General features: G+C 33.9%; 19 protein-coding genes. 4 read left to right on the top strand and 15 right to left on the bottom strand.

The features are described from left to right. Position 1: 1 nt before the first annotated feature. From J2S19_RS07520 to J2S19_RS07490, 7 genes are all read right to left on the bottom strand, one after another. The gene (locus J2S19_RS07520) at positions 2-1,015 is read right to left on the bottom strand and encodes a BMP family ABC transporter substrate-binding protein (RefSeq protein ID WP_307339514.1); all 1,014 of its coding nucleotides are present in this window, start codon (positions 1,013-1,015) and stop codon (positions 2-4) included. Positions 1,016-1,222: 207 nt separating this feature from the next. Then, the gene (locus tag J2S19_RS07515; protein ID WP_307339512.1) at positions 1,223-1,453 is read right to left on the bottom strand and encodes an excisionase family DNA-binding protein; all 231 of its coding nucleotides are present in this window, start codon (positions 1,451-1,453) and stop codon (positions 1,223-1,225) included. A gap of 179 nt (positions 1,454-1,632) precedes the next feature. Then, positions 1,633-2,448, bottom strand: coding sequence for an ABC transporter ATP-binding protein (locus tag J2S19_RS07510; protein ID WP_307339510.1), 816 nt, complete (start codon positions 2,446-2,448; stop codon positions 1,633-1,635). A 470-nt stretch (positions 2,449-2,918) separates the two neighbouring features. Next, complete coding sequence (locus tag J2S19_RS07505) at positions 2,919-4,124, bottom strand: Ger(x)C family spore germination protein (protein WP_307339508.1); 1,206 nt, start codon at positions 4,122-4,124, stop codon at positions 2,919-2,921. Further along, entirely contained in the window at positions 4,117-5,715 is a 1,599-nt protein-coding gene (locus J2S19_RS07500) for a spore germination protein (RefSeq protein WP_307339504.1), read from the bottom strand. The genes J2S19_RS07505 and J2S19_RS07500 overlap by 8 nt, the downstream gene beginning before the upstream one ends. Next, positions 5,712-6,824: a GerAB/ArcD/ProY family transporter gene (locus J2S19_RS07495; protein ID WP_307339501.1), complete on the bottom strand. Its 1,113-nt coding sequence runs from the start codon at positions 6,822-6,824 to the stop codon at positions 5,712-5,714. Before J2S19_RS07495 ends, J2S19_RS07500 begins: the two co-directional genes overlap by 4 nt. A gap of 1 nt (position 6,825) precedes the next feature. Then, positions 6,826-7,053: a hypothetical protein gene (locus tag J2S19_RS07490; RefSeq protein WP_307339499.1), complete on the bottom strand. Its 228-nt coding sequence runs from the start codon at positions 7,051-7,053 to the stop codon at positions 6,826-6,828. 299 nt (positions 7,054-7,352) lie between these two features. On the opposite strand from J2S19_RS07490, the gene J2S19_RS07485 reads away from it, so the two are divergent. Beyond that, positions 7,353-7,544, top strand: a complete 192-nt coding sequence (locus tag J2S19_RS07485; RefSeq protein WP_307339496.1) for an aspartyl-phosphate phosphatase Spo0E family protein — start codon at positions 7,353-7,355, stop codon at positions 7,542-7,544. A gap of 192 nt (positions 7,545-7,736) precedes the next feature. Here J2S19_RS07485 and J2S19_RS07480 read toward each other — a convergent pair whose 3' ends face one another. After that, on the bottom strand, positions 7,737-9,140 hold the full coding sequence (locus J2S19_RS07480) for an alanine/glycine:cation symporter family protein (RefSeq protein ID WP_307339493.1): 1,404 nt from the start codon (positions 9,138-9,140) through the stop codon (positions 7,737-7,739). Between the two features lie 238 nt (positions 9,141-9,378). Then, on the bottom strand, positions 9,379-10,761 hold the full coding sequence (gene hemG / locus J2S19_RS07475) for a protoporphyrinogen oxidase (protein WP_307339491.1): 1,383 nt from the start codon (positions 10,759-10,761) through the stop codon (positions 9,379-9,381). Positions 10,762-11,125: 364 nt separating this feature from the next. On the opposite strand from hemG, the gene J2S19_RS07470 reads away from it, so the two are divergent. Then, positions 11,126-11,335, top strand: a complete 210-nt coding sequence (locus J2S19_RS07470) for a hypothetical protein (RefSeq protein WP_307339488.1) — start codon at positions 11,126-11,128, stop codon at positions 11,333-11,335. A 149-nt stretch (positions 11,336-11,484) separates the two neighbouring features. On the opposite strand, the gene J2S19_RS07465 is transcribed toward J2S19_RS07470, so the two are convergent. Beyond that, positions 11,485-12,246, bottom strand: coding sequence for a hypothetical protein (locus J2S19_RS07465; protein ID WP_307339487.1), 762 nt, complete (start codon positions 12,244-12,246; stop codon positions 11,485-11,487). Positions 12,247-12,449: 203 nt separating this feature from the next. Between J2S19_RS07465 and J2S19_RS07460 the strand changes: the two genes are divergently transcribed. Then, a complete protein-coding gene (locus J2S19_RS07460; protein ID WP_307339485.1) occupies positions 12,450-12,992 on the top strand; it encodes a DUF420 domain-containing protein in 543 nt (180 codons plus the stop codon). Positions 12,993-13,162: 170 nt separating this feature from the next. On the opposite strand, the gene J2S19_RS07455 is transcribed toward J2S19_RS07460, so the two are convergent. The 4 genes from J2S19_RS07455 to J2S19_RS07440 form a co-directional block, all read right to left on the bottom strand. After that, positions 13,163-14,506 (bottom strand): sodium-dependent transporter, encoded by a 1,344-nt coding sequence (locus tag J2S19_RS07455; protein ID WP_307339484.1) that lies wholly within the window; start codon positions 14,504-14,506, stop codon positions 13,163-13,165. Between the two features lie 575 nt (positions 14,507-15,081). Next, positions 15,082-16,068, bottom strand: coding sequence for a ketoacyl-ACP synthase III (locus J2S19_RS07450; RefSeq protein WP_307339480.1), 987 nt, complete (start codon positions 16,066-16,068; stop codon positions 15,082-15,084). Between the two features lie 471 nt (positions 16,069-16,539). After that, entirely contained in the window at positions 16,540-16,884 is a 345-nt protein-coding gene (locus J2S19_RS07445; RefSeq protein WP_307339477.1) for a hypothetical protein, read from the bottom strand. A 137-nt stretch (positions 16,885-17,021) separates the two neighbouring features. Continuing rightward, the gene (locus J2S19_RS07440; RefSeq protein ID WP_307339474.1) at positions 17,022-17,627 is read right to left on the bottom strand and encodes a methyltransferase; all 606 of its coding nucleotides are present in this window, start codon (positions 17,625-17,627) and stop codon (positions 17,022-17,024) included. 119 nt (positions 17,628-17,746) lie between these two features. Here J2S19_RS07440 and J2S19_RS07435 point away from each other — a divergent pair, with 119 nt between their 5' ends. After that, positions 17,747-18,172, top strand: coding sequence for a VOC family protein (locus tag J2S19_RS07435; RefSeq protein ID WP_307339472.1), 426 nt, complete (start codon positions 17,747-17,749; stop codon positions 18,170-18,172). Between the two features lie 422 nt (positions 18,173-18,594). Here J2S19_RS07435 and J2S19_RS07430 read toward each other — a convergent pair whose 3' ends face one another. Continuing rightward, a complete protein-coding gene (locus J2S19_RS07430; RefSeq protein ID WP_307339470.1) occupies positions 18,595-19,620 on the bottom strand; it encodes a GGDEF domain-containing protein in 1,026 nt (341 codons plus the stop codon). Positions 19,621-19,640: the final 20 nt, after the last annotated feature.

The raw sequence follows: 19,640 nt of genomic DNA, 5'->3' as shown, positions 1-19,640 counted from the left end.
GTTAACGAAATAATAATACTCCATTTCGATATTTTTCCATCTCATTGGCAATATACTTTTTATCAGTCTCAGACAACATCGGTCCAAACGGTGCCAACTTATATACCCCATCATTTTCATCAAGCATGACGACTTGTCCAAGCGGTATTCCATCCTCACTAAAATAATCATTCATTATTGCTGTATAAGCTTTAGGGACATCATTTAAGACACTCGTAATGACGTGCTCTTTTGCCATGTAAGATTGGTCATCTAAGTAGCCAATCACATAAATATTTTCTCTTTTTGCATAATCAATGACATCACGATTAAAGGAATTTCCTTTACTGTAAACGACATCTACTCCTTCCTCTATTAGCTGTTGAAGGATTTTCAAGGCCTTTTCTCCATTTTCCCTATCTCCTACGAAATCATAATAAAACGTGGATTCAGGTTTATAGTATTCTAACGCATCTTCAAATTCTGAATTTGCTTTTCGGTCATCTTTTGTATCGATGATAGCAACCTTATTCGTTTTCGTCACTAATGCTGCAGATAAAGCTGCAAAATATTCTATTTCCCCTTGGTCAAACGTATACACAGCCTGATTTTCATATGTTAAGGAACCATGAATCGTAACAAAATTTACACTTGAATTTACCCGAGCTAAATCACTAAATACTTGTGTGAACTCTCTTCCTTGTCCGATTATTAACTCCGCTCCATTTTTAATCGCTTCGTTTACTTTATTTGTTATTAATTCATTTGAAGTTAATTCACTGTAAAGAGATACGTCCACAGGGAATAAGTCTTCTATTTCCAGTTTACCTTTATAAGCTAAACTACCCCAGCTTTGGTCTGTTAGTGATCCAGATGTGAGAATCGTTACTTTTACTTCTTTCAATTCTGATAGATCACTTTTCTCTGTCTCAATTAGTATCCCTTTGGATTTTATATAAATCGTTCCCACTATTAATAGCACAACAATCAGCGTAAAAATCGCTATCAATCTATGGAGCTTTATCGATTGTTGCAACTTCCTTCTCCCCCTAAAAATAGACCTAATAACCTATCTTATTATAGCGGACATAATTAGACTAAGCTATAAAAATATATAAAATACTACATATTTCGACAAAATTCTCTCATCACAATACCTAGCATCTTGACCAGTTATACTAGGTGCGTTTATTTTCATCATGAAAGCAATTGCGATTTGGATAAAGTAGAAAACCTACTCACATTAATCTTCATCTTTTACATCGGGATCCTCCGGAATTGGTTCCTTCATATACTCTTCATACAATTGTTTATACTTTTCTAGTTGTTCAAAGTGTGTTGTAAATTGGTCCTTATTAATTAAGTAGCTATCACCATCAAACAAAGCTTTAATCTTCTTTTGAAGAATTAAGCTTTTAACTGTCTCTTCGTTCAATGATAAATAGTCTGCTGCCTCTTGAATCGTTAAGTACATGTTAAATCACCTTTCTATATAGCATAAACTGTTTACATATATTAAATATTTTACTCAGATAACGTACCAATTTATAACGGACATACTATTAGAGTTAGTTTTTGTTACACTATTTTGCTCATCAGCTTAGCTATCTGAGCCGTTACAGCCCATTGAAAAGTTCCTTTTCTTAATAATGATTATACACCGATCGTTGCATTTTCATCTATATCGTTAGTACTCGTTAAAGCATATGGTAGACAAAGCGGAAGACCTGTACGAGGATCTGTAATAATATCACTTTTGACTCCAAACACTTCCTCTAAAACTTCTTCTTTCATGACATCATAAGGGTTACCGCTTTTAATAACTGTTCCTTTTTTTATCGCTACAATATGTTGTGCATATCGGCTTGCATGATTTAAATCATGGACAACCATGACAATTGTTCGTCCTTGCTCATGATTAAGTTTTTCAAGGATAGTTAATACTTCTATTTGATGGGCCATATCTAAAAACGTAGTTGGCTCATCTAGGAAAAGAATTGGGGTATCTTGTGCTAATGCCATCGCAATCCAGGCTCTTTGTCGCTGGCCACCTGAAAGCTGGTCAATTGAGCGATTTGCAAATTCAATTATTCCTGTCATCTCTAAAGCTGAATGAATAATATCACGGTCTGTATTTGTTAAAGAAGCCATTCCCTTCTGATGAGGATATCTTCCAAATGTGACAAGTTCATAGACCGTTAGCCCTTCAGGAGCAATGGGATTTTGGGGTAATATCGCTAGCTGCTTTGCAATATCTTTCGTTTTCTGTGTATGAATGGCTTTACCATCTATTGTAATAGTTCCACTTTTCGGCTTCATTAGCCTTGCAATTGTTTTTAATATGGTTGACTTACCAGAGCCATTCGCTCCGACTAGAGCCGTTATTTTCCGATCAGGGATTTCTATATTTAATTCCTTCACGATTAATTCTTGCTCATAACCGATATTTAGCTTTTCCGTTTTAATCATCTTCCTCACCTCTCCTTTATAACTTTATCTATGTTTTACACTTCTTCTTATGAGCTTGAAAACTATTATGACAGTTTTAGAAATGGTTTCTTTCTAATTGATATGTATTGTAATCTTTTAATTATCGGCTGTTTTCGTAACATTGTTGCTTATTACCAAGTTTGGATTTTCTATGGATGATTTCCTCTTTACAGTACTCTCTTTCCTTGGGATAGATCTCCTAGCATCTGTGGCACGAACAAGCAACCTCAGCTTGAACGAACCCTTTTAATGTTAGTACAGCCAAGACAAAATCTTCTAGAAAAGGACCATTAAAATAATATTGTATCAATCCTCAGTGATAATGATTATCAATAAATAATATCATACCAATCCTTAAGATAATTGTCTAGAATAGATAAGGTTTTCAACCTGAATATAATGATACTCCACAACTAGTGGTAAGACCTTATATTCAGGTTTATGCAATTTTATTCTTGTTTTTGTAAATTTGTTTTGTAACTTTTGTTTCTGAAACCCGCCCGCAGTAAATCAATATTTACGTCAATATCTACATCAGCCTTTGCAAATTCCTTATCCCATTTATCTTTTACCTCTTTGAACTTCTTAGGATTCATTTGATGTAACCTGTCACCAAATCCATATATATCTATTCCAAACTCATCTTGTACTTTCTCAATGGAATTAGTAATGTCCTGTTTAATTTGAGATTCCATATTCTTTTCTAATTTCTTGTATAATGATAATTGTAAGATATCACTATTTGGACATTCGTTGCCTTGTACATTTGCTTCACCGTATATATTTACCTTAAGATGTGGCATATGATTTTTATATACAGTACTCATTTCAGATTTAGCACGAATTATCCTGATATCTAAAAAATTACTCTGTTTACCAGGGCATGATATCGAATAACTTGTTTGTTCAATTCCCTTTGTCCATAAATAACCTCTCGTTTCATTTACCGGTAGAAACCCTTTTAACTTTTCATCCTCAAATACTGCCAAGCCATCTATATAAACAAGAGCTTCCGGGTCAATACTTTGATTATTTTCAACCTTTTTACCCGCCTGTTTATCTCCCTTTATTTTGACAGTTGCTGTAACAGGATTTCTACCCTCTGACACGATCGCAGAAACAAAATCAGTCAGCTTCACACCAGGGTCGCCACCCCATTCTTCTTGGAATGATTTCGTTTGTTGATGAAGCTTTAATGATGGACTTTTTTGTATCGGATAATTTATCCTCGTAAAGTCCGAGGCTTTATTCCCTTGTGTAATGACGATACGAAAATCATTTCGAAATTGGCCACTGCGCTCCAAGTAATCTAAAAAACCTAACATTCCCTTTTTTGCTACCTCTTCATCTATAAATAGCACACGTGTATGTGAATAGATTAGAATTTTAGAAAGGCCGATATTCATTTTGTGTGTCAACTCCGGCAGTGAATCTCCCTCAAGTGAGTGCGTTAATACAGGAGCGTTCCCTTGTGCACTTTGTTTTCCAAATTCTGCAGAATTAACTACCTCGACGGTTAGTTTATATTTTTTCTCTTCCCCCTTATCTACCGCCATACCAGTTACAATCGATATATCATTTAATTCATGACGATCCCAGCAACCAGTTAATAAAACGGATAAACATAGAAGTATGAAAACTACTTTTTTACTCATTTTGATTATTCTCCTCCTTTTTGTCAGGAGTAACTGGCTTTGAGTGATTTTTCACCTTTAAAGGTGCTTTTGATTTTAAATATGAAGGTCTCGTTGTATTTGTCCATATTGGAAAACGGACAAAAATATCCTTTTGGTCAATTAATTTGAATGGGGCAACTGGAGTTAAGTATGGTACTCCAAATGTTCTAAGACTTACTAAATGGATAACCATCAAGATTAATGATAGCAGTATTCCATAAAACCCCATGATTGCAGCCGCTATAATGAGTAGAAATCGGATAAGCCTTGCCGCGACTGAGAAATTAAATATTGGAGAAACAAAGCTGGCTATCGCAGAAAAAGCTACAACGATTACTAGAACATTTGATACTAACCCCGCTTCGACAGCAGCCTGTCCAATAACTAATGCGCCGACAATTGAAAGCGTCTGACCTACTGCCCTCGGCATCCGCGTTCCAGCTTCCCTTAAAACCTCAAATGTAAATTCCATTAATAATAGCTCAACAACGGCTGGAAATGGTACACTTTCCCGTTGTGCTTGAATATTTATTAACAATGCATTAGGGATAAGCTCTTGATGGTAGGTAATAATGCCCACATATAGAGAAGGTAGTATTAACGTAATCATAAACGCCATAAATCTCAATATCCGGATAAAACTTGTAAGAAAAAACGGTTGGTAATAATCTTCCGTTGACTGAAAGAAATCAGTAAATACTGATGGCATACTTAGTGCGAATGGCGTCCCATCAAGAAAAACCGCTATTTTCCCTTCCAATATATGACCGCTAATACTATCTGGCCGCTCTGTATTAAAGATGAGTGGAAAACATGTAAAACTAGTATCTGTAATCATTTCTTCAATATTTCCCGTATCTAACACGGCAGAAGTTTTGATTTTTTTTATTCGCTGCCTAGCCTCACTTAAAATATCTTCATTGACAACACCTTTCATGTAGCCAATTGAGAGGCGCGTATGTGAATCCTTGCCAACAATATATTCTTCAAACACTAACCGGGGATTTTTTATTCGTTTCCTAACTAAACCGATATTTACGTCTATATCCTCAATAAAACTATCTTTAGGACCACGAATAATTGTTTGTGTACTAGGTTCGACAATTGAGCGCTTTTCAGTACCGCCAATGTTAAGTGCAAGTGCTTTTTTAGAATTATTAATCATGATTACAGCAGAGCCGTTTAACATCTGCCAGACGATTTGATGAAGTGAATCTGCATATTCATAAGCAACTGCAGGAAAATATGCTTTACGTATCTTTTCGATGTCAAGATTCGTTTCCACGTCTTTAAAAGCATCTTTTAATGGTTCAAGAATTTGTGCATTCAAATCATTTTTGTTTAATGTTGTATTCAAATAACAAATACACCCATTTTGCCCACCAATATGTATTTTCATTTTTTGTAAATCCGATGTCTGATGAAAGACATTCTCTAAACTTTTTAGATTTTTGTCTAACAGTGACGAATAATGATTTGGAATATCTTCATTCAAGAACAATTCTTCGTCAGTTGTTTTACCACGATGTTTATTTTTTCTTCTTTTAAATAAATAAGAAAAGATACTCATTTGCTAGACTCCTTCCTCTCCAACCTCTTCACTTTCCAAAGCACAATAGGAAGAATCGCTACCGGTATATAAATTTGAAAGGGAAGATGCAAATAATGAGGAATAACTTTCAATCCTTCTTCAATATGCTCACGATAGCTCAAAGCAATAACAATTGATAAATACGCAACCAATGTCCCCATCGGGAAGATAAATTTTCGATAAGCTTTATTCGTTATTACCTCTAACCCTTTCAATCCGCAAAAAAAGAAGATACTAACCTTAACAATCACACCAAACATTACAAAAAAAACGATAATGATATCGACACGCTCAATAAAATTCAATAGAGAAATTTCTCGCGACGCATTTAGCAACGGAAAATTTGTTCGTTCCTTTAAATCTACTCCTAACGTACCAATTTGCAGGATAGAGCTATACGTTAATAGAAAGCCGCTTGTCAGAACCGCTATAACACTAACTAACCCAACTTTTTTTTCTTTTATAACCTTAGAAATTATACATGTGAAGGCAATTGCCTCACCGAATGGAAATGTAAGCAACTGTGGGAAAATTGCCTTCATAATCGGTGTCATACCATTTGCAAGAACGGGCTGCAAATTATGAAATTCTAATTCTTCCGAAAGCAACAAAAATATTCCAGTAAAAATGATAAACGTTAGAACATATGGGAAAAACACTTCAGATGTTCGACCGAGTACTTCTAAACCATGATAGAGCATATACATAATCGTCAGCATCATCGTAATCGAGATAAATTCAATTGGTGTTGCTTCAAATATTGAGACAATTAATAGCTCATCAAAGTCCCTTAACACCCTAGCAGCACTATAAAAGAAGTAGACGACATATAACAGTGTTAACCCTTTTCCAATCACTTTTCCGAAGCAGAATATTAATATTTCAAAAAGGTTTTTTCCAGGGACCGTCTTTAATAAGTACACATAAAAAAGAATTATTCCTATACCTAAAATAGCTGAGATTAATACAGCAATCCATGCGTCACCCTTCGCATCATTACCAATACCAACTAGAACTGCACTCCCTACTTGGAAGCACACAATTAATATATATAACTGCCAAAGTGATATTTTCTCTAATTGGTTCATATTACGATTGCTTCCTCTTACGCTTTATTCTTTTTTGTACTTCGGCTACTACAGTATAGAGAAATCCTGCTAGTAAAAAGTATGATACCATCCACTCATTTGTCCCTTTATCAATTTTTAAAATAGCCATGTATTCTGTAAAAAAATCACTTTCATACAGATATACATCAATCAGAGTAACGAAGGCAGTGACCAATGTGAAAACAATTAATAACATGAATATACGCATCAACATATCATCCTATTTTGTAATTTTTTGTAGATTATGTTCTAACGCTTAATATATACAAAAAAGGATAATTTACTCTTTTAACCTATTCATTTCCACCCCAAACATTTATCTACGACTGAATTTTACGAAAATTAATTAGTAAAACAGGTAAAAATTTTGTAAAAAAATATACTGTCAGCGTTTACATAGACAAAATAAATGTCTTTTTCCTAGAACAATTGTCGAAACCATTTCAAAATCGGACAAAATAAATAATAATATATATATTATTTATATCTTATACAGGAGAATGTGAAATGAACCAAAACGTTAACAATAACAAAGAATTATTAAACAAAATTAATATCGTCAGAAAGCTCATGGTCGTAACTGCACAAACAAAAGGTTATACGAATCCAGAAACTATAAAATATAGTGAAGAATTAGACAAGTTAATCTTAGAAACACAATTACTTTGGTATTCAAACGAGACAGCAGTAAACGGATAATCGAAATGAAAAGACATTCATATAGATAGATCCTCATCATGATAACCTTCGTAAAAATAGCTGCTTTTAGGTGAAATACCTCCTAATGTCTATTTCAAATGTGTATGTCATTAGCCAGACAAAAAAAACCTTAGCCCAATAAAGAGCTAAGGTAGTAAAGTATTTTTAATTGCATTAATTTGATTTATTCTGTTACTTTTCTGTCGGGTCACCCCATGCTTCCACATTCTTTAATCCTTTAATGTTCGTTACGTGGAAAATAGGGTTTCTACCATTTGCTTTTTGCTTAGTATAATCATTTAATGCAGCAATAGATATTTTACCGAGCAAGACAATCGCTATTAGGTTTATGATGGCCATCAAACCCATAAATAAGTCTGCTAGATTCCAGACGAAATTGAGCGATGCCAGTGAACCAAACGCAACCATACCAACTACTGCAACCCGGTAAATTAGTAACCAAATTTTATTCGTATTAATAAAATCGATATTGGTTTCACCATAGTAATAGTTACCAACAACCGAACTAAAACAAAATAATAATACAATAATTGACAAGAATATACCTGCCCATGAACCAAGGGATGCGTCTAGTGCATTTTGTGTCAGGACAATTCCATCACTTTCTGTCGATGTATATAAGCCTGATAATAAAATGATGAATGCTGTCGAGCTACAAATTAATAATGTATCAACGAATACACCAAAAGATTGGATAAGTCCTTGCTTTACTGGATGACTTACATCAGCAGTAGCAGCAGCATTTGGTGCACTTCCCATCCCTGCTTCATTGGAGAATAAGCCACGTTTAATCCCATTCATCATCGCTGCACCTAATGCACCGCCAGCTACCTCGCTTATTCCGAAGGCATTATCGAAGATGAGGACAAATACGCCAGGCAGTTCTGTAATGTTTAATACCATAATAATAAGTGCAAGTATGATATATGCTCCTGCCATTATTGGCACGATAATTTCAGAAACTTTTGCAATTCGTTTAATTCCACCGAAAATAATAATTGCTGTAATAACGGCTAAAACAATCGCAATAACTACTTTATTAAAGCCAAATGACTCAGAAAGAGCACTCGTAATTGTGTTAGCTTGCACGGAATTAAACGCTAAACCAAATGTTAACGAGATTAGTACTGCAAATGTTACACCCATCCAACGAGCATTTAATGCCTTTTCCATGTAATATGCAGGACCACCGCGAAAAGTGTCGCCGTCCTTCACTTTATAAATCTGTGCTAATGTACTCTCAATAAACGCAGATGCAGAACCAATTAACGCGATTAGCCACATCCAGAACACCGCTCCAGGACCTCCTGTTGTAATCGCAATCGCAACACCTGCAAGATTTCCGGTTCCTACACGTGATGCAGTGCTTATACAAAATGCTTGAAAGGAGGAAACACCTTTTTTATCTGCCGTAGCACCTTCACCGATTAAACGAAACATTTCACCAATCATTCGAAACTGTACGAATTTTGTCCGAAATGTAAAATAAAGGCCGATTCCTATCAACATAACAATTAAAACATAAGACCATAAGATTGTATTCGTACCATTAATGAACGTTTCAACTACTTTCATCCACAACACCTCACTTTGACTAAATTTATAAATATCTATATTTGCAGATTTTATTATATTAGCATATTAATCGCTTCATTGTAACCTTTATTCTTTTCCCCAAATCCTACTAGAATAAACATAGATAAAGAAAAAAATTCCTTATTATGTTGATTATATGTATTAAAAATAAAAAAAGAACGTCCAAAGGTATTTATCCTCTTCGATTCCGTTCTTTCTCAAACTAACTACATAATCGTTATAGTCTTGAAATTATTCTTTGAGCAGTATCAATACCATTATTGATACAATCCGCTATCCCAACACCATAATAAGAGCACCCAGCTATATAGATACCTGGATAGTTCAAATTAAGCTTATTCTCAATGTTACGTATCGTTTTGGGATGTGTTATTTGATAAGCAGGCATTTGATTTGTCCATTTTGTAATAAGATGTTCCACAGGATGAGTAGTAATATTTAGTGCTAATTCCATATCTCTGAGTGCAATCTCTAATAACTGCTTTTCGTTCATACTCTGTAAAGTTGAAAAGAATGGATGACTGCTCTTATAAAAAAATCTTACTAAAAGATTATGTTTCTTTGATGTGTGAGACCATTTTCTACTTGTCCATGTACATGCATTACAATATAACTCTTCATTATTAGCTGTAATAAAGCCCGTACCCTCCTTAGGGAGAATGTGATCCGGAATGTCATATGCTAGATAAACACTTATTAATGAACTTGTTTTAAACTTCGCAAAGTCTTCGTTAAGTGCTTTGTCATTTAAAATATGGTTTGTTTGCTCGTGAGGTAAGCTTAACACTACATAATCTGATATTAGTTCATTACCAGTTGCTGAAATCACTCGATAATAATTATCTTCCTTGTGAATTCTTTCTACCGGCCAATTCTTTTTTATCTCTACATCCTCTAGTCTTTTTTCTATCGCATAAATTAACGAATCAAGTCCATTTTTAAACGAGATAAACTTCTTTTCTCCACTGCTCTGAAATTTTTCCTGATTTGCTTCAAATCCTTTTATGATGCTACCATATTTATTTTTATATTCAATTAAATAAGGAAGCGTTGCGGATATTGTCAAATCATATAAAGAACCAGAGTAGACCCCTGACATAACAGGTCCAATTTGTTTCTCGACAAGCTCTTTCCCAAGGAAGTATTCAAGAAATTCCCCAATTGAATCACTTTCTTGAAAGTGCTCATTTTTTGTATATAAGTCCTTTAACGCAGCATCTTTTCCCTCTGTAGAAACGAGTGTACTTTCTGTTAAAGATTCAATACTAGTAGGAATACCGAAGACTGAATCGGCAGGGATCGGTTTAACATCACCATCTATATAAATATAAGAACGACCTGTATCGTTGTATATAACTTCATCATGTAAACCAAGCTCATCTAATAGACCTGATTTCAGCTTACGGGTAACAATTGAGTCTGCACCTGCTTCAATAATAAAATCTTCCTTTTTTTCTGTTTGAATCTTTCCACCGAGCTGTTCAGTAGCCTCCACTAAGATTAGTTTTATATTTGCATTATGTTTTTGCTTCCATTTTTGTAGTTCGTACATCGTTGATAGACCTGTTATACCGCCACCTATAACTAGGATTGTTTTCATTGAACCCACCTCTAGTATAATTCTATTCAACCACTATAAATTTACAGTATTTTAGAGTGTTTGTTTGTGACTTTTGTTACATCTTGTATACTTTAACACATCTCTTAAAATCTTACATAGTTTAATTCTTAACAATGATTAACAGACACCTATGATGAAACGTTGTTAACACATGCTAGATAAGGTAATAAAACAAGATGATGTATGAACTCCCTTTTTACGCATGAAAGTTTTATATGATTCACTTGGTAAAAATGATTAAAGGGTTTAAATAGAATTGAAATAAGTTATCTTGGAAGGCCAGTTTTAATGACTAGTTACACTTTTTATATTGGAGGGATACTTTTTATTTGGAGTGTTATATGTGGGCAAGATTGTAAGTTTAAGCGAACTTATTGAAAAAACAGTTAAACCGAAACAACTAAAGACATCTTTCACTTGGGACATCATGAATTATAAGACATCAAACAATTATCGGGAAATGCTGTTTTACATAGACTGGACGTTACACTTCCTTCGTTATTCATGCAATATTTCGTTCACTCTTTCTTACTTGGAACAATTAATAGATTAGACAAACAGACGTTATCGCTCAAGGTCATGTACATCAACAATCTTTAAGTAAGATAGCAATCAATCATAATCGATTTATTGTATAGTCCAACACCGAACTAGAAAGAACCTGACATGGTATTCATTCTAATTCGGCTTAATCGTTTACGTCTATTCAACCTTTACAGGATTTGCACTTTTCGGTATCGAGGCTGTAACTAAATATCTGTCAGAGATAACCTTCCATGTGCTATCCTCTAGATAGACAACATATTTTTGTTCCTTTATTTGTTCATTTACTTTTGTTTTTATAGAGGCGATTGCCACTGAATTTGCAACCATTTTTACACCATCAACTTGATATTGAAAAGAATTTGATTCACTGCCTTCTAGTAAACCTTCAGTTTGCTGATTATCTTTACTTAACTGCTTGCCGTATGTATCGATTCCTTTTTGATTAGCTGACTTTATACTTTCCAGATAAGTATTAATGGCCTCTATAATATTTGGATTTGTTTCTTTTACCGATGTAAATGGATGTTGTTGTTCAATTCCCACTACAATTTTCCACTTACCTTCTATCTTCACAATCGGTGACGTTTGTACAACAACCTTGTTTGCATAATCTAGTTTCGTCGATACCAACGCTAAATCATTTGAAACGATTATATAATCTGTAACCTCAGCATGTTCAAGTAGTAGCTTTTTACAATTTTCACCTTGTTTTTGTCTGTCCTGTTCAGTAATCGATACAGAATACTTGTCCATTGCCTTTTCGTCACACTCTTTCATTGCACCTAAATAGCTAACAGCCGCTGTCAATGCATTATTTCTTGTTCCGATTGTAACTGGGTCCTTTCCCTCAGCTTGTACTTGGAACGGCAGAAATAATAATAAAAGTAAAAATGTGAGGATAGTTTTTTTATTGACCATTTAACCAACCTTTCATTATATTTCCTCTTATTTTGGGTAAAATGTGAAAAACTATGTATAATAGACAAAAATTTTTATATTTAAGTTTTGTCTAGAGTTTGACAATCTAGGAAAACGTCTAAAAAGTGATTGCTTTACAATTGCTCTTTTGATGGCCTTTTTTTATGATGATAGTAAGAATAGTTTTTAAAGGAGCGCATAAAATGGAAAATCCTAATCAACAACAAAGGAACTACAATCCACTCATCTGGGTCTTATCAATTGTTATAGTGGGTGTTATCTTTGCTACTTATTTCATCCCTAAAAGCAATGACGGGACTATTTTCGGAGTTGATTTAACTGTCCTTCCGTTACTAAATGCAATTTTCAACACATTTACATTCCTCTTTTTACTTGCAGCTTTAATCGCAATTAAAAAGAAAAACATTCCTTTACATAAACGGTTAATCATTAGCGCTTTTATCACAACTTTTTTATTCTGTATTTCTTATTTAACGTACCATGCCATGGCTGAATCAACTAGCTACGGTGGTGAAGGTGTTTTAAAATCAATTTATTACTTTATTTTGCTTACACATATCGTTCTTGCTGCTGCAATTGTCCCGCTTGCACTTATTACTCTAGGAAAAGGCCTCAATATGCAAGTGGAAAAACACCGCAAAATCGCTAGATGGACAATGCCTTTATGGCTTTATGTAAGCTTGACTGGAGTTCTCGTCTACATTATGATTTCTCCTTATTACTAAACTAGATTGATTAAATGCTTGTAAAGAACTATACACAAAAAAGGGTGGCACAAATGTAAGGTTCTAACCCAATAAACACAATTTATAGAGATAGTCAGAGCTTTCTGCTATAAATTGGCACTTGTTGGAGTATAACCGTTTTGTGGCACCCTCTTTTTAGTGAATATTTATTAAATAATACCTAATGAATGCAAGTAAACAATAATGATCACGATTGGTACTACCCATTTCATTAACAATTTCCAAGTATTAAACATAAGAGCCGATTGCGAACTCGCCATAAAAAACTGGTTCTCTACTATTTTTTGGTTCATTTTATAAACGATGAAAATAGCAATAAACAAGTTACCTAAAGGCAAGAGAATATTACTAACTAAGAAATCCGTAGCATCAAATATGTTTTTTTCAAAAATCAGCACGTTTTTTAAAGGCCCCATTGATAAGCCAGCTGGTATGCCAGCAATAAATATCGCAATTCCTGCAAGCCAGGATACTTTTTTACGAGAACGTTTCTTTCCATCTGTGAAAGCCGAGACGATAATCTCCAAAAGACTAAAAGATGATGTTAAAGTCGCGAACAAGAATAACAGTAGGAAGAGGCTTAAAAATAATTCACCAAACGGTATTTGCGAAAAGACAGTCGGTAATACGACGAATAATAAACCAGGTCCTTCAGTTGGTTCAAGACCAAGTGCAAAGACAGCCGGGAAAATAGCTAGTCCAGCTAACAATGATACAAAGATATTCATAACAACAACTGATGTTGCCGAGGACCGAATACTTACAGTTTTATCCAAATATGAGCTATATGTCACCATACAGGAAAAGCCTACAGCTAGTGCGAAAAATGACTGTCCTAATGCATATAAAACTGCATCACCCGTAATACTAGAGAAATCAGGCTTTAAGAAGAACTTTACTCCTTCCATTGAACCCTCTAACGTTAAAGAACGAATTACCAATACAATAAAAAATATAAACAATAAAGGCATTAAATATGTACTAGCTTTTTCAATACCATTTTTGATACCAAATGTTAGTACTATTACATTTATTATTAAGTAAACAGCTAAACCTAAAAGAGTAATCGTTGGAGAACTAGTTATTTGGCTAAATAACTGACCATAGTTAGCCTCGGCATGAATGACATTTCCAATGATAGATAGTAGTGAATAAATTAATACCCAGCCACCGACAACACAATAAAAAGTTAATAATAAAAAGCAACCTATGACCCCTAATATCCCTAATTTACCCCAATTACTGTCAGGTGCAAGCCATTTATATGCGGATACCGCCTCACGTTTTGCTCCTCTTCCGATAATAAATTCCGAAATAAGCATTGGTAATCCAATTAATACAGTAAACATAATAAAAATGATAAAAAAGGCTGCACCACCATTCATTCCAGCAACATAGGGAAACTTCCATATCGCACCAAGTCCTATTGCAGCCCCCGCTGAGGAAAGAATAAATCCAAGTTTTGAAGACCATTGCTCTCTTTTCACATCCATAAACAGTTACCCCACAGTCCATTTTTTTCAGGTCGATTTTCTAAAATCTTGATTGTTCATGCAAAGCTACAGATAATGATTGTATATTAGCATGTAGTGCTTATTCGATATAAGCAGGTCACATAGACCACATTTGCTTAGCGATTTCAAAAATAGTCTATATTAACTATATGATACCGTCGGAGTAATCACAATAGACAATATATTCTATTACTATTCGAAAATAATTATATATTTTACCTACCGTCATGATAACCATTTTTAACATAATACTTTGCAAGAAATTCCGTTCTCTTTTTTATATTTTGGCTGTTTTCGTAAACATTGTTGCTTTTAACTGAGTTGTCGTTTAGGGTTTGTCTTCGCTACAGTACTCGGTTTCCGCGGGGTGGGTGGTGAGCCTGTCTAGCTCCAACAAACCCTTAAAAAGGTTAGTGCAAAAAGCCACAATCTTTTAGAAAAGAGCCTATATTTTTGAACAGAATTAAAAAGACTACCTCTGATTTTAAATCATAAGTAGTCTGCTCTTACTTTTTTATCACTTTTAGCCTGTAAATGGCTATCGATGTTTCAATTTAATATTTAAATAGCATCGATACTAGTTGGAATCCTGCACCGATAGTCCAAAATAAGACATAATCCCCGCGATTAATCCGTCCACTATTAATCCCTTCATACAATGCTAAAAATGGACTGCTCGTTCCTGTATAGCCAAAGCGGTCACCAACATATATGATTTGTTGGTCATCTAATTGAAATTCTTCTTGAATTTTTAAGATATTACTTAACGTAAACTGCGATAGACAATAGGCTTTAATATCTGATGTCTTTAATTGATTTCTATCTAGAAGTGTTTCAATCATTTTATAAGTAGGTGGCAAGGCAATCTTTCCTTTAAATGGAAGCCACTTTATATTTTTCATATCTGCATTATCTCTAATTGCCTTCGTTAGGCCCTGTTCCGGATACATAATTTTATCACGTGTAACAGAATCTGTATGATAAATTGCATCAATAAAGCCAGTTTCCTCATCTGTCGTTTCTAATATAATAGCACAAGCTGCATCACCATAATTTGCATAGGTAACTTCTTCATCAGGATTACTAATCAATGTATTATAATCAGAACCTACAATGAGCGCGGTGTTTACATGAGGATTGGCCATCATATAGCGTGTGGCTTGTTCAACAGCTACCATCATTCCTGCACAGTTTGCATTCTGGTCCATTACAATCGTTTCGTAACCAGCACCTATTTCATGATGTAAAAACATCGCATTTGACGGAAAGGTCGTCTCGGGTACTTGAGTTGAGAACACAATCATATCAATATCTTTTCCCGACATATTGGCACGTTGAAGAACGTCTTTGCTTGCTTGAATCCCCATTGTTAAGCCATTTTCATCTTCATTATCAATAATATAACGTTTCTTCCGACCCATATGTTTTAAAAAGTTGGATACATCCTTACCTTTTTCTTTAAAATAGTCTTCATAATAAGCGTTGTCTACAACCTTTTTCGGATGATAGATTCCGATTTCTTTAATTTTAATATGCTTCATTTTTCACTCTAACTCCTTTACAGCGCCTACACTCCTATAGATAGGACAGCTAAAAAATATATTAATTCATTCGCTTCTATTCATATAAAATGTTTTCATATACATTGGTTTAACTTAGTCGGTGATTGGGGTTAATATCCTTTTGTGATACCGTGGAAAATAGGGATGGTTGTGAACCTGGTACTTACCGCTTAGTAAAGGTCTCTACGATAAGTTTTTATCTGAGATACACAATAAGGTCTCTATTTAACCCTTTTTGCGTTAATGATTAATGAACTAGTTTAGATTATCCCCTAAAAAATATTAATAAAAAAACAAGACCTTTGTATAAGGCTTGTTTTTTTATTACACTTTAACTATGTTAAACAATTAAGAGTCTGCTTGGAAAAGCATGCAGATATGTTACTTTACTAGTTAGATGCCGAAGCCACGAAATTTGAAGTACTCTTCTTGATGTTATATATTTAATGATTAAAGTTCGACAACCTCTGCATTTGTTAAACCAGTATTTCTAGCAATACGATTCAATTGCATTTTCAATATTGCACTCTTATTTATTGTAAAAATTACTTTATTAAAGCCTGATTCCTTATACATTTTATAAGAGTTTTCTAGAGATGGAACCATCTCTGGCTTTAGGATATCCATCGTCGTACAATCAACATCTAAGTTGTATGTTGCTGCATCTATTGAAGCTACTTTAGCTTGGTAATCTTTAACAAAATTTTGAACGTCAGCTGGTGTAAAGCTTCCACTTACTTTCATATTTATTACTTTTTTTATTGAGTTAATTGTAATGCTATATTTTTCTGCCACGTTTCTTCTCTCTCCCGTTGTCTGTTCTTAGATAAGTAAATTAACCTAGGTACATATAACTATACAAAGAGTTGTTAAAAATGTCTAGTAAATAATTAAAATTTCACTATATATTTTCTATTAATACTATAAAAATTTCATCCGAATTTTAATTGATAGATTAAAAATCGTTCATTTGGATTACGTTCAAAAACTTCCGGGATTGGTATCTCTCTTATCAGGTTAAACGCGGTATAATGTTCTAAAAAATAAATATATTCTTTAGATGGATAATATAAGATAACGTCCACCTCTCTTTCATATTGTTCAACAGATTGCAATATACGTTTAATCACTTTCATAAAAATTTGGCTTGAAAAAGGATTAAAAAAGTAAAAACAGTTATCTTTAGGATGGATTTCGTACTCTTCCGCTAAACAACAAAGAAAGGTTAACTCTCCATTCTGACTTTCCTTCACATACCTTTCCATATTTGCTAGTGCTTCTAGATAAAACTGCTCATTCATCTCAATTCCGGTAACAGTTGCTTGATAGTAATAGTGCATGTAAAAGTTTAATCTGCCTTTGCCACAGCCAAAGTCAACAATACGCTCTCTTTTTTTAATCTCATAATGTTTACATAATTCTTCTAGCGCTTGATAAGGCGTCGCTTCGTAGGGATGATAATGAAACGACTTCGTTCTACCTTTTTGAATTCCAGTAGTTTTTATATGTAACAATTTATCGTAATAATAATCTGTCAATATTCATTCTCCTTAATCCTATTTCATTTTATTTTATTGTATATTTGATACAAGGGTATACTTGATATGGAAATTGTTTAACTTGTTCTTGTTAACAAAATATTATAGGAGTGATAATTATGGCAATTGAGGTTTACTTAATTTTTAATGGGAATTGTCGAGAAGCAATTGAATTTTACAAAGAAGCTTTTAACACGGAGCCACCACAAATTATGACATTTGGTGAATCACCGCAAAATCCTGATTACCCTCTGCCTGATGAAGCAAAGGATTTAATTATGCATGCAAAACTAACAATTAGCGGAAATACAGTTATGTTTTCTGATACATTCCCTAATTCTACTGTTGAAGTTGGAAGCAATATTTCATTAGCGCTTGTAAGTAAAGACATTCACGAAATTAAAACGGCTTATGAAAAGTTAAAAGAGGACGGTAAAATAGGGATGGAGCTTCAAGAAACATTTTGGAGCAAGTGCTATGGTCAAGTTACTGATAAATTTGGTGTTACTTGGCAACTTAGCTATGAAGAAGGAAAAAAAATATAATTGCACAAAAAAATCTTTTAAATATATTGAGGCTGAGACAAAAGGTTTTAAAGACAAGAAAAATACGAACTATTAGATGAGATTTCATTGCAACCTTCGTGTTGTTTTTACAGGGTTGACGTTCTGGTTGATTGCAGCACGAGTACTCGCTTTCCGCGGGGTGGGTGGTGAGCCTGTCTAGCTCTGGCGGCTATCGACTAGCAAACTTCAGGTCATCTCCCTACGCTTTTCGTTCTCCTCGGAGTAAACTCCTGTGGGGTCTCACCTCTCCCACGCATCCCACAGGAGTCTCGCAATCAGCTCCAATCAACCTTTACAGAATTTGAACATTGAACCCCTAAAAACAATGTTCGTATTTAACTATGGATTTTTTGTTATGTCCCAGCGTCTTTTTCTAGCTCATAGTATATTGCCACATATTATTACTTACTCGTCACAAGATTTCGCCCATTATTTTTAGACTCATATAACCCTATGTCTGCCCTCTTAAGAATTGACTGGATTGTGTCACCTTTTGTATAACTTGTTACCCCAAAACTAATGGTCACACTTTTAACAACGGAGAATGCATGTCCTTCAACTATTTCTCTAATCAATTCAGCCCTTCTTACAGCATCTTTAAGACCTTTACGAGATATAATAATAAACTCCTCACCACCCCATCTTCCAAACAATTCATTGGTTTCTAAATTATCTTGTATTAATTTTGCTAGTTCCTTTAGTATAGCATCACCGATATCATGTCCGTATTGATCGTTTATATGTTTAAATCTGTCTATATCAAAAAATAAAACACTAAAAATATTATTATTGATTTCAGATTCTTTAATGTTAATCTCTAATAATTTATTCACTTTTACCCGATTCGCGATGCCCGTTAAAAAGTCATAATAAGCTTCTTTTTTCATACTCTCAATCAAATTATATGCTCTAATAATATGCCTGCTGAACACCATCGTAATTCCATATACAAAATGTGCAAAGTAAAATTGTATAATGGATTGCCTTGCAAGTTCATTTAGACCTTCATATACTAGCACCCCAGATACAATTGTTATGACTAGAAATAAACTCATGACAAAGATAGCCTGTTTCTCTTTTAATGTAATAAAAATATATCCGATAAAAAATGGACTCCATATAATATAAGTTCCAAACCCATTTTCGTTTAAACCGTTATTTACAGTATTAATAAATAACGCCGTAAACATAATAAAAACGATAACTAAATTAATCATTTCAATATAGTTAACAAACCGTTTTTTATATAAAAATACCCAGCATAACAAAAACCACAAAAAAACACTTACATCGATTATTAAAACAACCTGATGGTTTCCTCTCAAAAAATGTAAAATGTTAGAACCTAATGCGATTTGAAATAGTGGTATAACACACAAGTAGATAACTCTTTTCAAATCATTTAACGATTCAATTCTTGGAAACATCTCTACCACCGCCTAATATT

The sequence above is a fragment of the Metabacillus malikii genome, from assembly GCF_030813355.1.
Classification (GTDB): domain Bacteria; phylum Bacillota; class Bacilli; order Bacillales; family Bacillaceae; genus Metabacillus; species Metabacillus malikii.
This window is presented reverse-complemented; position numbering and strand designations above follow the sequence as displayed.